Raw genomic sequence first — 14,224 nt, forward strand, 5'->3', positions numbered from 1 at the left:
ATGACAAGAGATGAGCAACAAACACACTATTCTGAGTCTGGTTCACCTGATTATCTTGATAGTCAGGATATATTAGTAAGGCAGCAAGCGAGATTGGAAAATGAGCGGCTGGAGCATAAGTTTGCAGTCATGGCAGATTTGGAAAATGACATAGAAATTAGAAAACGAGAAAAAGTGTTAGTCATGGTAGTGATGGCAACAGTGACGCTTGTATTGCTACTTTCTGCTTTTTTAGTCAGACCTGATCAAGTTGTCAGTATGCCTGAAATTTCTCAAAATTCTGTGTCCTCCTCCTCAGTCTCATCTAGCGAGCTGAGAAGTGAAACCAGTCTTTCAAGATCGGAAGAACCTTCTAGCTCTACTTTAGAAAAAGTCACAACATCTACACAATTTCAAGTGGAAGTTGATAGACGTGATTTAACCATTCGACGAAGTCCGAGTGAACACTCGGCAAATCTAGGGATGATTTCACCAGGGATTTATACGATTATTGCCACTCAGCAAGGGGAAAATTATCAATGGGGAAAACTAAAATCAGGAGAGGGTTGGATTGCACTAGACTATACGAATCCTATCTCTAGTCAGCCTATTGGACGAGGAGGCGGAGTTAATACCAAGGACTTAACGACTGAGCAGGTCAGAAAATGGGTTGCTTATGATGTCACATCAAAGAATCATGTTACCCCAGCCAAGATCGATGTCCAAATGGGACCTGATCATTTGGTCTATGCAGATGTTCATCTGTCAGATAGATCAGAAGTCGCTTATCAGTATCGAGTCTCAAGCAATGGTTGTCTCGAGAAAAAGGTACAGGATTATTGGCAGGTTTCCTTAGAAACTTATATGGAATAAAAACAGCTTTTAGGCTGTTTTTATTGTAGGTTTTGTGGAGAAAAACTAGAGTTTTTGGTAAAAGTTTGTTATGATAACACTACATAAAAGGAGGTTTACCATGAGATTTATAAGTTCAGCTATTTTACCAGGATTTTTATTGTCTTTTCTAGTTGCTGTGATGGCAAAGCTGCTAGCCACCGTCTTACCTAGCATTGGAGCAGCTAGTCTAGCGATTTGCATGGGGATTATTTTTGGAAATACGGTGTGTAGAAGTGAGCGATTTGAAAAAGGAACGAAGTTTTCAGAAAGCAAATTGTTGGAATTTTCAGTGGCTTTATTAGGTTTGACGGTTACTTTTCAAACGATTTCAAGGCTGGGGATACCTGGTTTATTCTATGTTGTAGTGATGATGACGAGTGTTATTGGTTTTACCTATCTACTTGGACGAAAGCTTGGATTTAAAGAAGAGATGGCACTCATGATTGCAGGTGGCAATGCAGTTTGTGGTTCCTCAGCGGTCGGTGCAATTGCTCCAGCTATTCAAGCAAACGATCGAGACAAGGGACAAGCGATTGTCTTAATCAACCTATTGGGAACGATTTTGATGTTTGTTCTCCCTTTAGTTGGAGTGCAGATTTTCCACTTTTCAGATTTGGCAAATAGTGCGCTGATAGGTGGAGTATTACAGTCCGTGGGGCAAGTAGTCGCTTCTAGCAGTCTTATCAGCTCTCCCGTAACCCAGTATGCCATGCTCTTTAAAATTACGCGCATTCTTTTCTTGGTGCTTGTCGTCTTTTGTTTTGAGAGATTTATGAATCAAAAGAGAGTCGAGCACTCAGTTAGAGAAGTATCTAAGAAATCCCATATTTCAAGCCTACCTTGGTACATTATTGCCTTTTTAGGATTGTGTTTTATCAATAGTTTTATAGCTTTACCGGAAACTATTGGAGCAGGATCTAGTTTTGTTAGTTCTTGGTTTGAAATCACAGCTCTTGCAGCGATTGGCTTGCGACTGGATTTCAAAAAATTCCTCCAAGAAGGTCCGAAATTTTTGCTCTATATGGGCTTCATTGGCATTTTTCAGATGAGTTTATCTCTTGTCTTGATTCTCCTATTTTCTATTAGGTAGTTCATCAAACCCCACTAATAGTAAGCGTTATCATTGATAAAAAAAGAAAATTCTTAGGTTTTTTCTTGAAAAAACGGCATTTTTAAGGTATGATAGGGGAGTAAATAAAAATAACTCATAAGGAGAGTAGAAAATGTCAATTATTACTGATGTTTACGCTCGCGAAGTCCTAGACTCACGCGGTAACCCAACACTTGAAGTAGAAGTTTATACTGAATCAGGAGCATTCGGTCGTGGTATGGTTCCATCAGGAGCTTCTACTGGTGAGCACGAAGCAGTAGAACTTCGTGACGGAGATAAATCTCGTTACCTTGGTCTTGGTACACAAAAAGCAGTTGACAATGTAAACAACATTATCGCTGAAGCAATCATCGGATACGATGTCCGCGACCAACAAGCAATTGACCGTGCAATGATCGCACTTGACGGAACTCCAAACAAAGGTAAATTGGGTGCAAACGCAATCCTTGGTGTGTCTATCGCTGTTGCACGTGCTGCTGCTGACTACCTTGAAATCCCACTTTACAGCTACCTTGGCGGATTCAATACTAAAGTTCTCCCAACTCCAATGATGAACATCATCAACGGTGGATCTCACTCAGATGCTCCAATCGCTTTCCAAGAATTCATGATCGTACCTGCTGGTGCACCATCATTCAAAGAAGCACTTCGTTGGGGAGCTGAAATCTTCCACGCTTTGAAGAAAATCCTTAAATCTCGTGGTCTTGAAACTGCCGTAGGTGACGAAGGTGGATTTGCACCACGCTTTGAAGGAACTGAAGACGGTGTTGAAACTATCCTTTCTGCGATTGAAGCAGCTGGATATGTACCAGGTAAAGACGTATTCATCGGATTTGACTGTGCATCATCAGAATTCTACGACAAAGAACGTAAAGTTTACGACTACACTAAATTCGAAGGTGAAGGAGCTGCTGTACGTACTTCTGCAGAGCAAATTGACTACCTCGAAGAATTGGTAAACAAATACCCAATCATCACAATCGAAGATGGTATGGATGAAAATGACTGGGACGGATGGAAAGCTCTTACTGAACGTCTTGGTGGAAAAGTTCAATTGGTTGGAGATGACTTCTTCGTAACAAACACTGCTTACCTTGAGAAAGGTATCGAAGAAGGAGCAGCTAACTCAATCCTTATCAAAGTAAACCAAATCGGTACTCTTACTGAAACATTCGACGCTATCGAAATGGCGAAAGAAGCTGGATACACTGCCGTTGTATCACACCGTTCAGGTGAAACTGAAGATTCAACAATCGCTGACATCGCAGTTGCAACAAACGCAGGTCAAATCAAGACAGGTTCATTGTCTCGTACAGACCGTATTGCTAAATACAACCAATTACTTCGCATCGAAGATCAACTTGGTGAAGTTGCAGAATACCGTGGTTTGAAATCTTTCTACAACCTTAAAAAATAATCGTTGATACACCAACGTTTTAAAGCCCTTAGTTATTTGACTAAGGGCTTTTTTCGTGTTGAGGGCAAAAAAGGGGCTCAAAGCCCTGATACATTGACACTCTAGGAGAATTTTAGAGTGTTTTTTATTTTCTAAAAACTATTAGCTATGTGAATAGCACTTCAAACATTGGATTTTTGTCTAACTTTTGAGGGTATAATTTATTATATACTAGGGATGATTTGAATCTTCTTTACCGACTCAGTTGTATCCTACGGAGCAGGGCTTTGCGTTTTTGTTCATCGATGAGTTTGATCAGTCGGTGAAATTGCTGCTCGACATCTGTGTGGTAGGTTTTTGGAACACGTTCTTTGAAGTTCAAGTGTTTTAAAAAGACAGGTGCGGTGCGATTTTTGTAGACTTCTCCTTGGAAAAAATAGTCTCCTGATATGATGTCAATAGATAGAAGAGAAGAACGCCAGCGCCGTTTGCGTGTGTGCTTGGGCTTCCAACTGATTTTAAGCTGCTTATCCAGAAAATACCATCCCATAATTTCAATATTGGCGTTCTCCTTGGTCACAGGGTCTGTATAGCTCGCAGGTACACTGAGGACTTTACCACCACGCTTTGATAGGAGAAATGGTTGGAAATTCTGAATGCCTTCGTAGTCTTTGGAGGCGATAACGCTTAGTTTTGTATCATCGAGATCTATTTGCTTATCTGTTCGGCTAGTATAGCGAAAAGGATCATAGTCAGAAGTTATGTTTTCTTGGCTAAGAGCTTCTTGTTCCAATTCTTCAATTTGTTTAGCATTTTTGATATCTGTTTTGAGATAGTGCATGATCGATTGATGGTGACAGTAGGTATCAATCAAGTGCTTAAGCTTAGTCACAGGGCTAATTAGATCCAGCTCTTTAGGATATTCAAAGATGTGGATGGTATCGAGACAGGAAAGCGGAACGGCTGCGATGCCAGATAGGAGATTTTCTTTGTCAAAAAAGCTAGCGGAGCGAAATTTCAAACTATGTCCTTGCTCGCTTTTTATATCCACAACATAGAAGTCACTCTCCATTTTAAAACAAATGAGGAAGCGCATATCTTCTAATTCTTTAGAGTGAATCCTAGCACGATAGGTAAGAGGGATATGGTAGTAGTGGTGATAAGGCATGAGCGAGAGATACTCGCCCAATAGTTGGTCTGTGTAGTGTATCATCAGTAAAATTCTATCTATCATACTTTTATAGTCATTTACTTTTCATTTATTACGTCGATGACTCGTCTTGCTCTAATAGTCTAGGAGATTGTTAGAGGTTGGAGATAGGGATTACGGTATAATCCTTAGATAACCTAAATTATACATGCATCTCGTTGCTTCGTACTAAAGCAAAACTAAATAACTATAACTAAAGTATGACTTTCTAATCTGTAAAATGAATGTAAATTCTAGTCTACCTTAATCTTAGAATGCTGTCAAGTGCTCCAAAATGATATAAAAAACCTGATTTTCCGTAAAGAGAAAATCAGGTTTTTGGATTATGAAACTTCTTCTTTTTTCACCTCTGTCTTTTGGTGAGCAGTTTGTAGTTCTTTTTTGGCTTTCTTGAGTTCTTGCTTTAAAGAGAAATTCTTTGGCATGCTGATGAGAAAGGTTCCGATAGAGCCGAGTAAGACAGAGAGCAAAATCAGAATAATCAAAGGTAGTTGAAATTCTCCAAAGAGGTAGCTGACCTTGACGCTTTCAAAGTTAGCAACAGATAAGCCTGCAATGAGGAGAATCGTGATGAGTAGTAAAATATAGCGAATATTGTCTTTCATAGAGTCTTTTATTCCTTATCTTCAAATTCAGCGCGACTTTTCACATCGCCGTATTCTTCAGGAGTTTCTCGCCAGAGGATGTCTTCAAAAGAAGCTAAAGCGACATCTGCTCCGTAACGGTTTTTAAGGGCTGTTGTGACTAAGCGATAGGCGAGGTTGGCATTGCGTGAGAGGATTGGTCCGTGGAAATAGCTTCCAAAGACATTTTTATAGTGGACACCTTCAGTTCCATCCTCTTTATTATTTCCATTGCCATAGACGACTTTTCCTAGCGGTTTTTCATCGCTTGATAGAAAGGTCCGTCCTTGGTGATTTTCAAAGCCATAGTAGGTTTCGTTAAATTCTTCGTTATGAATTTTGATGTCACCGATATAGCGGTTATTCTGTTGGTTGAGGGTGTAGTGCCCCATGATACCAAGGCCTTCGATACGACGTCCAGAAGCTTCGATGTAATACTGTCCTAGCAGCTGGAAACCTCCGCAAATGCCCATGACAACACCATCGTTTTCGATAAAGTTTTGCAGCGCCTCTTTTTTGGTAGGCAAATCAAGAGATACGATGGATTGTTCATAATCCTGTCCGCCACCGAAAAAGACAATGTCATAGAAGTCTTTGTCAAATTCATCTTCTAAAGAGACAATATCGACTCTGACTTTTGCTCCTAATTTTTCAGCGACATACTTGAGCATGAGAACATTGCCATTGTCACCATAGGTATTCATCAAATCGCCGTAGAGATGGGCAATGTGAAGGTCGTAGGTATAATCTTTGTCATAGGTAGAGGAAAGTGAGGTATAAACCATTAGTCCATCTCCTTTCTGATAATGCCTTCTTCTGCGAGCAATTCACGGATTTCAAGCATGGCGGTGTAGGTTGCAAGGATATAGGCATGTTTTGTGTCTTGTTGTTTGATTGTTGTCAAAATATCTGAGAGGGCAGGGATTTGGCGAATCTTGTCTGGATCGTAACCAGTCACGCGCAAGCGACGCGCGATTTCAGAATGTCTGACGCCCCCTGCATTGATTTCAGGAATTTCCATATCCATGATACGTTCGAACTCGGCATCCCAAATCCAGCTAGTATCAATCCCATCTGCATAATTGGCATTGAGCAGGACAGACAAGCTAAAAGAAAAAGGTGCAAGGCTTAGCATTTCTAAGGCTTGGGTCGCTCCGACTGGGTTTTTGATGAGGACAAGGGTACAGTTTGTATCGCCAAGTTTAAAGGTTTCCTGACGTCCAAAGACTGCACGGCTCTTTTCAAATCCTCGTTTAATCACGCTTGGCTCAACCTTGAAAAATTGGGCAACAGACACCGCTGCAAGGGCATTGTAGATGTTATACAGACCGCCGATGTTGATGTGGTAGTCTTGACCATCAATGATAAAGTCCGAGCTTTGGTGGGTAAGCTTGGTTAGCTGAGTAACTTTGTAGTCGAGATAAGGACGAGCAAAGCCGCAGTGCTGACAAATGTAATCTCCAAGATTGGCATAGGTATTCAAATGATAGTTGAGGATATGATTACACTTAGGACAGAGAATCCCTTCGGTATTGTAGTGGGCTAGTTTCGCCTCTGTCTTTTGGGTATCAAAGCCGTAATATTGGACAGGATTATCGAGTGCTACCGAGTTAAAGAGTGGGCTATCACCATTCATGAGAACAGTCGCAGATGGAACTTTTTGGATGGCATCTAAAATCATCTGATAGGTTGTGTAAATCTCACCGTAGCGGTCCATTTGGTCCTTAAAAATATTGGTCAGAACAAAGAGGCTAGGTTTGATGTAATCACAAATCCTAGATAAGCTAGCTTCGTCAATCTCAAGCACGGCAATGGGTTTTCCAGATTTGCCTTTTTTTGCACTTAAAAAAGTTGTGGTAATCCCAGTGATCATATTGGCACCGCTGGGATTGGTCACGATACTTCCGAAAGCTTCTTCTAAGATACCGACAGTTAAAGCAGTTGTGAGGGTTTTTCCGTTGGTACCTGTAATCACAACGATTTCATAGTCAGCAGCTAGGCTTTGTAGGATGTCTTTATCAAAGTGAAGGGCGATTTTCCCTGGTAGGGTTGAGCCACGTCCTAGTTTCTGTAAGAGAACTTGGGAAGTTTTTCCCGCTATTTTTCCAAATACTGTATTTATCTTCATAGAGGTATTGTATCATAAAAAGGCTTTCTTTTGTAGGAAAATAGATCCAAAATGGGAGAAATCTTTGTCAAAACATGGTATAATGGAATGTAGATTGTTTGCAAGAAGGAGGGACAATAAGATGAATTTTCAACAGTTGTCCAATCTCCAATATTGGGCTAGTTTATTTTCTGGTCCCTGGAGTATCATTATAAATATTATTGATATTGCGCTAGTCACCTGGCTTTTGTATCATTTTTCAAAGGCGATTGCGGGTACTAAAATTATGATTTTAGTGCGAGGGGTGCTGGTCTTTATCGTGGCGCAGATTCTTGCCAATGCTATTGGGCTTGTGACGGTTTCTTGGTTGATCAATCAGGTGATCACCTATGGGGCGATTGCGGCGGTTGTTATTTTCACACCAGAGATTCGTACGGGTTTAGAGAGATTAGGGCGTGCGACAGAGTTGTTTGCAGTAGCGCCTGTTAGTGCCGAGGAGAAAATGGTGCAGGCATTTGTCAAGTCTGTCAGCTACATGAGTCCGCGGAAAATCGGTGCTTTAGTGGCTATTCAAGGCAGCAGGACTCTCCAAGAGTATATCTCAACAGGGATTCCGTTAGACGCGGATATTTCTGGTGAATTGCTGATCAATATTTTCATTCCAAACACGCCTTTACATGATGGAGCTGTGATTGTAGCGGACAATAAGATTGCTGTATCCTGTGCCTATTTGCCTTTGACAGAAAGTACAGGGATTTCCAAGGAATTTGGAACACGGCACCGTGCAGCGATTGGTTTGTCGGAAGTCTCTGACGCCTTTACTTTCATTGTCTCAGAGGAGACCGGTGGAATTTCGATTACCCATAATGGTGTGTTTAAACATGATTTGACCTTAGAAGAGTTTGAGACAGAGTTGCGCAAGGTCTTGATGGTCGAGCAACCCAAGACTCAGTCTTGGCTAAACAAGTGGTTCAAAGGAGGAAAAGTATGAAAGCAAAGAAAATTTGGTATATCATATCTTCTCTGTTTTTTGCAGTTGTTCTCTTTATTTATGCAAGTTCGAGTAACTACCAAAACAATACCAATGCCAGACAGACTAAGTCAGAAACCTATACCAATACTTTACCAAATGTGCCGATTGAAACCAGATACGATAGTGATGAGTATTTCATTAGCGGCTTATCAACGGATGTATCTGTGATTTTGACAGGTTCAAATCGTTTGACCCTAGCTAGTGAGATGCAGGAAAGCACTCGCAGATTTAAGGTTGTAGCGGATTTGACTGGTAAAGGGGAAGGTGTGATTGAAGTCCCCTTAAAAATTGAAAATTTGCCTAGTGGATTGACAGCCATGCTCAATCCCGATAAAATAAGTGTGAAGATTGGCAAGAAAGCCAGTAAAGTCGTCAAGGTCAAATTTAGTTATGAGCCAGCGCAGGTGGCGTCTAACATGACCATTGATTCGATTAGCTTGGCTGATAAAGAGGTTTTGGTGACGAGTGATGAGGAGACCTTATCACGAGTTGATCATGTCGAGGCTCTTCTTCCAGTGAATGAAGTGATTTCAGGGAATTACTCTGCCACACTTCCTTTGCAAGCTGTGGATGAAAATCGTGAGATTTTATCAAGCGTTGTCACACCGCTTGAAACACTTGTTAAAGTGACTGTGAAGTCAACGACGTCAAATTCTAGTAGTACAAATTCATCTAGCAGTAGTTCACATTAAAGATTGAAAGGATATAGATTAGAAAAATGGGAAAATATTTTGGAACGGACGGAGTCCGTGGAGAGGCAAACGTTGAGTTAACACCAGAATTGGCCTTTAAATTAGGGCGTTTTGGAGGTTATGTCTTAAGTCAGCATGAGAAGGATGTGCCGCGTGTCTTTGTGGGACGTGATACACGGATTTCTGGAGAAATGCTGGAGCATGCTTTGATTGCGGGGCTTTTGTCAGTGGGGATTCAGGTCTATAAATTGGGCGTGATTGCTACTCCAGGGGTAGCCTATCTCGTGAAATCTGAAAAAGCAAGCGCGGGAGTTATGATCTCAGCTAGCCACAATCCTGCTTTGGATAATGGGATTAAGTTCTTTGGTGGAGATGGTTATAAGTTAGATGATGAGCGCGAATTGGAAATTGAAGCTCTATTAGATGCAGATTCGGATACACTGCCTCGCCCAAGTGCTCAAGGCTTAGGGCATGTCATGGATTACCCCGAAGGTTTGCGCAAATACCAAGAATACCTTGTTTCCACAGGACTTGATTTGGAAGGTATGCATGTGGCTCTTGATACGGCAAATGGTGCTGCAGCAACGAGTGCACGTCAGATCTTTGCAGATCTTGGAGCAGAGCTTAGTGTTATCGGAGAAACGCCAGACGGTCTTAATATCAATTACCAAGTCGGCTCGACTCATCCAGAAAGCTTACAGGAATTAGTGAAAGAGAGTGGAGCTGCGATTGGTCTTGCTTTTGATGGAGATAGCGATCGCTTGATTGCAGTCGATGAAACAGGAGCTATTGTTGATGGTGATAAAATCATGTATATCATTGGGAAATACATGGCTGAAAAGGGCATGCTTGCCCAAAACACCATTGTGACTACGGTTATGTCCAATCTCGGATTCCACAAGGCTTTGGACCGTGAAGGGATTCACAAGGCAGTGACCGCTGTTGGGGATCGCTATGTGGTCGAAGAGATGCGAAAATCAGGCTATAATCTTGGTGGGGAGCAGTCAGGACATGTAGTGATTATGGATTACAATACCACAGGAGATGGTCAATTGAGCGGTGTTCAATTAACCAAAGTCATGAAAGAAACAGGGAAGACCCTGTCTGAATTGGCAAGTGAAGTTACTATTTACCCACAAAAATTAGTCAATATTCGCGTGGAAAATGCCATGAAAGACAAGGCAATGGAGGTTCCAGCTATTAAAGCCATTATCGAGCAGATGGAGGCAGAAATGGCAGGAAATGGTCGTATCTTGGTTCGTCCAAGTGGTACAGAGCCTTTGTTACGCGTGATGGCAGAAGCACCGACTGATGAAGCAGTTGATTATTACGTTGATACAATTGCAGACGTCGTTCGCAAAGAAATTGGAATTGAGTAGGAAAAGTACAGAGTGAGGAACAGATGTTTCCTCGCTTTTTTTATTTTTACAGTCGGATAGGACAAGTGATTACACAAAAAATAGGGATTGAGCCATTGCTATCAGTCCCTATTTTTTGCTTCCTTTAAGCGAAGAATTGTGTTAAAAGCTGCAGCCAATTCTTCTTTATAAGTGATTGTTTCTAAATTTGCTAAAAGTTCCAATTCTTCATTGGAGAGATGGATGTGCTTTGTACCATGTTTTTTAGATGTTAGCTCTACCTTTTCAGAATCTATGTGAAAAGAGAAGAAATCAGGGAGCGAAATATCTAGCCCTTTAACAATTTTTTCAAGAGTATTGAGTTTAATATTAGAGCTTTCTCCTCTTTCAATCCTTGCAATAGCTGTTGTATCCATATTTGCCCCTGCGGCTAAAGCTTCTTGGGTAAGATGTTTCATTTTTCGTAGCTCTCTGATTCGTAGTGCTACTTGCTGATCTAACATATCTATCTCCTTTGGTCTGTCTATGATAAAAGGATAAACTTTTGGCAGTCTAGGGCACAGAACATTTGTGTATAGTTTATAAAAATATAGACACTAGAGTATATATTTGTTACAATAAATTAATATCATACAAGGATAGGAGAAGATGTGTGAAGAAAAAAGATTTTCTGCGAGGATTGATTGAGAATCCTTTCTTGCCATATGTCGTTTTATTGCTTTGGGGAATTCTATTTACCGTTCTATCATATATGGTGATTAATGCTTATCAGCCTGCTTATGATTTTGACTTTCATGCGGCTCGTTTAGTTGGTCTTGCTCAGTCACTGGCAAACGGAGATTTGCTACCGAATGTAAATTCATTATTTTCCTATGGAACTGGCTATGCGAGTGCGATGTTCTACGGGAATTGGCAGTTCTATCTGCCAGCTGTACTGTATAATGCTGTACGAAATATAAATATAGCTTATGCATTTTTTGCGTTTTTATTGGTTGTTTTTGATAGCATGAGTACCTATTATTGTTTTTCAAAAATGACAAAAAATAAAAAGAATGCTTTTATTGTAGCGCTAATCATTCCCTGTTTTTATCCAGCTTTTGGTTTTGGAATGACCATGATTGTAGGTTTTGTACCAATGCTATACTATGCTTTGTATAAAGTTCTCTATGAGAATAAAACAAATCCTATTTTATTAGCTGTTATAGTTGCTTTGCTGGTACAGACGCACATTCTTTCAACTATTGTTCTTGCGATTAGTTCATTTATTTTCTTGGTGTTAAATGGTAGAAAAGTGAAAATAGAGCATTTGATGTCGTTTGGTGTATCTGCTATTTTGGGAATTCTGTTAGCTAGCGGTTACTTGATTCAATACTTAGAGCAAGTAAAATCACAAAGTTTTTATTTTTCATGGGTAGGTAGAGATTTTCCAGTTGATAGTCAAGTGATGTTTGACTTAAAAGAAAATTTCCACTCTGGTTTTGCTTCTTTGACAAATTTTTATGATCTTGTGCTAAAAGTGGCAGTTTTTTATTTTTTATATAGGTTTCAGTCATTGAAATCTTTATCTAAATCTTTACTTGTAGGAATTGTGATTTTATATGTATCCATGACTCGTTTGTTGCCTTGGGAATCTTTATTACGGTATAGTTTTTTAGGGAGTTTACAATACACAGAAAGACTTTCCTTCTTCTTACCAATTTTAGTATTGTTAATTGTGGTTCTTGAGGTTGATTTTTCTGTTTTAAAAGGACTTGTTGTGGCTATACTATCTATTTATTGTATGAATCATGTTTATGAGGTATCTGTTAAACATATGGATGCAAGTTTACAATTAATGCGAGAACGAAATCAGCGTTTTTCCCTTGTGACTAAGAATCCAGAGAGTGTTTTGATAGATCCTATTGGAGATGAATACTACAATTTAGATGTTCGTCATGAAAATGTGCGAGTAAGTGATTTTAAAGAATTTTCTAATCAAACAAATGTATTCATTAAGAATGTTAAAAAATCATATAACAAATTGGAATTTGATGTAGAGTTATTAGACAATCATCAGTCTGCTAGTGTTGTCCTTCCTTTGGTGTGGTATAAAGGTTATGTAGCCGACTATTCAAATGGTGCAAGTGGAAGTCAGCCAATGATGGCGATAGCAAAAAGAACAGAGACTGAGATAAAAGAGATGAGATCGCGGCGAATGCCGATTTTTCAGAATAAAGTTTTACATGATGGGAAAATATATTTGACAATTTCTACATCTGGTCATGTGGTTGTGCGGTATCAAAAAACTTTCTTGCAATATGTAGGATATAGTATCGAATGTATGAGTTGGGGGATTTTATTGCTGATTGGCATTTATAGATGGGATATGAGTCAATCAGCACTGACAGCTATGAAAAAAATTATTTAAAATGTTTATCTATTTCACGGATTCTATGTGGTATAATGGGAAAGACATTATGATATAGATGAGTGAGAAAGTTATGAAAAAACAAACAAGAATGATGGCTCTTGGTCTGGTTATGCTAGGAGCGGTTATGCGAGTGCCCATTACAGCCATTCCACCTATTTTAACGGATATTGCAGCGGGGTTAGGTATTCCTGTCAGTCAGTTGGGGATTTTGACATCTCTTCCTTTAATCATGTTTGCGCTTTGTTCCTCTTTTGCACCAGTATTAGCGAGAAAGTTAGGGAATGAATGGTTGATTGCTTTGGTGCTTGGAATGATGATGCTGGGTTCTGTGATTCGAATCCTTAATCTTCCTTTCTTGTTTGTGGGAACGATGCTATTGGGAGCAGGAATTGCAGTAATTAATGTTTTGCTACCGAGTTTGGTTTCTACTTATTTTCCTAAGCAAGTGGGACTTTATACGACCATTTATCTTACGACAATGGGCTGTATGGCGACGGTCGGCTCTGTCCTTGCGGTACCGGTTGTGGCAGCTAGCTCTTGGCAGATATTTATGCTTTTGTTAACAGCCTTGATTGTCCTAGCCTTTTTGGCTTGGTTGCCTAATCTAGCGATGAAAAAATCTAGTAAACATGGTAGGACAGATAAAAAATCAAGTTCTCTTTGGACCAATAAATATGCGTGGATTTTCCTGATTTTTGGTGGCTTGCAATCCATGCTTTACTATACAGAATTGACTTGGCTGCCGACTATGGCAAGAACAGCAGGTTTGTCAGGTTCTGAGGCAGGATTTTTGGCAGGAATTTTTAGTTTGATTAGTATTCCTGTTTCGATGGTGACGCCTACTGTGGTGGCTCGTTTGAGCAAGGAAGCACGAGCAAAGTGGATGGTGGTTGTGTCTTTAGTGACGATTGCAGGTTTGGTCTTGCTTCTAGTTGCTCCTCCTCATTTTATGGTGTGGTTGGTAGCTCATCTCCTTTTAGGGGCGTCTGTCAGCGTGCTATTTCCTTATCTAATGTTATCCTTATCGCTTAAAACAAGCAGCACACAGGCAACGGCTCAGTTATCTGGAATGGTGCAAACAGGAGGGTACTTGATTGCAGCGATTGGTCCTGCTTTATTAGGATATAGTTATTCAGTATTCGGCTCATGGCTTCCTTTGATACTCGCTTTGATAGTAGTGACCTTTGTCATGATGTGGACTATTGTCCTAATCGAAAAGAAAGATACGATTGTATAGCAGTCATTTAGTTTTCATTTATTACGTAGTTAACGCAGTTTCCCTAGCATAAGTTCTGCCTGTGATTCGTTGCTTCGTATTCAATCAAAAGGAGACAAGTATATAAAGAGGTTGGGATAAAAGCTCCTGACCTCTTTTTTTATAGATTGAACAGTTTGACACAGTCTTGTCTGG

The 14,224-nt window shown here is 40.1% G+C and carries 13 protein-coding genes; 8 read left to right on the forward strand and 5 right to left on the reverse strand.

The features are described 5' to 3' along the window. From AB1I63_00985 to eno, 3 genes are all read left to right on the forward strand, one after another. Nucleotides 1-852: a hypothetical protein gene (locus AB1I63_00985; protein ID MEW4353468.1), complete on the forward strand. Its 852-nt coding sequence runs from the start codon at nucleotides 1-3 to the stop codon at nucleotides 850-852. Nucleotides 853-952: 100 nt separating this feature from the next. Beyond that, on the forward strand, nucleotides 953-1,963 hold the full coding sequence (locus AB1I63_00990; protein MEW4353469.1) for a putative sulfate exporter family transporter: 1,011 nt from the start codon (nucleotides 953-955) through the stop codon (nucleotides 1,961-1,963). A 133-nt stretch (nucleotides 1,964-2,096) separates the two neighbouring features. Then, nucleotides 2,097-3,401 carry a surface-displayed alpha-enolase gene (gene eno / locus AB1I63_00995; GenBank protein MEW4353470.1) on the forward strand — a complete coding sequence of 435 codons (1,305 nt, stop codon included), beginning with the start codon at nucleotides 2,097-2,099 and terminating at the stop codon, nucleotides 3,399-3,401. A 232-nt stretch (nucleotides 3,402-3,633) separates the two neighbouring features. Here eno and AB1I63_01000 read toward each other — a convergent pair whose 3' ends face one another. The 4 genes from AB1I63_01000 to murT all read right to left on the reverse strand — a co-directional run bounded on the left by AB1I63_01000 (nucleotide 3,634) and on the right by murT (nucleotide 7,341). Then, the gene (locus AB1I63_01000) at nucleotides 3,634-4,614 is read right to left on the reverse strand and encodes a hypothetical protein (GenBank protein MEW4353471.1); all 981 of its coding nucleotides are present in this window, start codon (nucleotides 4,612-4,614) and stop codon (nucleotides 3,634-3,636) included. Between the two features lie 299 nt (nucleotides 4,615-4,913). Next, entirely contained in the window at nucleotides 4,914-5,195 is a 282-nt protein-coding gene (locus AB1I63_01005) for a LapA family protein (protein ID MEW4353472.1), read from the reverse strand. Between the two features lie 8 nt (nucleotides 5,196-5,203). Beyond that, nucleotides 5,204-5,998, reverse strand: a complete 795-nt coding sequence (gene gatD, locus AB1I63_01010) for a lipid II isoglutaminyl synthase subunit GatD (GenBank protein MEW4353473.1) — start codon at nucleotides 5,996-5,998, stop codon at nucleotides 5,204-5,206. Continuing rightward, nucleotides 5,998-7,341: a lipid II isoglutaminyl synthase subunit MurT gene (gene murT / locus AB1I63_01015; protein ID MEW4353474.1), complete on the reverse strand. Its 1,344-nt coding sequence runs from the start codon at nucleotides 7,339-7,341 to the stop codon at nucleotides 5,998-6,000. Before murT ends, gatD begins: the two co-directional genes overlap by 1 nt. Before the next feature lie 121 nt (nucleotides 7,342-7,462). Between murT and cdaA the strand changes: the two genes are divergently transcribed. From cdaA to glmM, 3 genes are read left to right on the forward strand one after another with little or no spacing between them, the layout of a single operon-like run. Next, complete coding sequence (gene cdaA / locus AB1I63_01020; protein ID MEW4353475.1) at nucleotides 7,463-8,311, forward strand: diadenylate cyclase CdaA; 849 nt, start codon at nucleotides 7,463-7,465, stop codon at nucleotides 8,309-8,311. Next, the gene (locus AB1I63_01025; protein ID MEW4353476.1) at nucleotides 8,308-9,045 is read left to right on the forward strand and encodes a CdaR family protein; all 738 of its coding nucleotides are present in this window, start codon (nucleotides 8,308-8,310) and stop codon (nucleotides 9,043-9,045) included. The genes cdaA and AB1I63_01025 overlap by 4 nt, the downstream gene beginning before the upstream one ends. Nucleotides 9,046-9,071: 26 nt before the next feature. Further along, on the forward strand, nucleotides 9,072-10,424 hold the full coding sequence (gene glmM, locus AB1I63_01030; GenBank protein ID MEW4353477.1) for a phosphoglucosamine mutase: 1,353 nt from the start codon (nucleotides 9,072-9,074) through the stop codon (nucleotides 10,422-10,424). A gap of 101 nt (nucleotides 10,425-10,525) precedes the next feature. On the opposite strand, the gene AB1I63_01035 is transcribed toward glmM, so the two are convergent. After that, nucleotides 10,526-10,906, reverse strand: coding sequence for a helix-turn-helix transcriptional regulator (locus AB1I63_01035; protein MEW4353478.1), 381 nt, complete (start codon nucleotides 10,904-10,906; stop codon nucleotides 10,526-10,528). Nucleotides 10,907-11,055: 149 nt separating this feature from the next. Between AB1I63_01035 and AB1I63_01040 the strand changes: the two genes are divergently transcribed. Both AB1I63_01040 and AB1I63_01045 read left to right on the forward strand, forming a co-directional pair. After that, nucleotides 11,056-12,810, forward strand: a complete 1,755-nt coding sequence (locus AB1I63_01040) for a hypothetical protein (protein MEW4353479.1) — start codon at nucleotides 11,056-11,058, stop codon at nucleotides 12,808-12,810. 73 nt (nucleotides 12,811-12,883) lie between these two features. Then, nucleotides 12,884-14,050 carry an MFS transporter gene (locus AB1I63_01045; protein MEW4353480.1) on the forward strand — a complete coding sequence of 389 codons (1,167 nt, stop codon included), beginning with the start codon at nucleotides 12,884-12,886 and terminating at the stop codon, nucleotides 14,048-14,050. Nucleotides 14,051-14,224: the final 174 nt, after the last annotated feature.

It is taken from the genome of Streptococcus pneumoniae, assembly GCA_040719455.1.
GTDB classification, from domain to species: Bacteria; Bacillota; Bacilli; order Lactobacillales; family Streptococcaceae; genus Streptococcus; species Streptococcus pneumoniae_G.

Excerpts from the sequence above, each read along its gene's own strand:
- AB1I63_00985 (MEW4353468.1), top strand. The coding sequence starts at position 1 with ATGACAAGAGATGAGCAACAAACACACTATTCTGAGTCTGGTTCACCT.
- AB1I63_00990 (MEW4353469.1), top strand. The coding sequence starts at position 953 with ATGAGATTTATAAGTTCAGCTATTTTACCAGGATTTTTATTGTCTTTT.
- eno (MEW4353470.1), top strand. The coding sequence starts at position 2,097 with ATGTCAATTATTACTGATGTTTACGCTCGCGAAGTCCTAGACTCACGC.
- AB1I63_01000 (MEW4353471.1), bottom strand. The coding sequence starts at position 4,614 with ATGATAGATAGAATTTTACTGATGATACACTACACAGACCAACTATTG.
- AB1I63_01005 (MEW4353472.1), bottom strand. The coding sequence starts at position 5,195 with ATGAAAGACAATATTCGCTATATTTTACTACTCATCACGATTCTCCTC.
- gatD (MEW4353473.1), bottom strand. The coding sequence starts at position 5,998 with ATGGTTTATACCTCACTTTCCTCTACCTATGACAAAGATTATACCTAC.
- murT (MEW4353474.1), bottom strand. The coding sequence starts at position 7,341 with ATGAAGATAAATACAGTATTTGGAAAAATAGCGGGAAAAACTTCCCAA.
- cdaA (MEW4353475.1), top strand. The coding sequence starts at position 7,463 with ATGAATTTTCAACAGTTGTCCAATCTCCAATATTGGGCTAGTTTATTT.
- AB1I63_01025 (MEW4353476.1), top strand. The coding sequence starts at position 8,308 with ATGAAAGCAAAGAAAATTTGGTATATCATATCTTCTCTGTTTTTTGCA.
- glmM (MEW4353477.1), top strand. The coding sequence starts at position 9,072 with ATGGGAAAATATTTTGGAACGGACGGAGTCCGTGGAGAGGCAAACGTT.
- AB1I63_01035 (MEW4353478.1), bottom strand. The coding sequence starts at position 10,906 with ATGTTAGATCAGCAAGTAGCACTACGAATCAGAGAGCTACGAAAAATG.
- AB1I63_01045 (MEW4353480.1), top strand. The coding sequence starts at position 12,884 with ATGAAAAAACAAACAAGAATGATGGCTCTTGGTCTGGTTATGCTAGGA.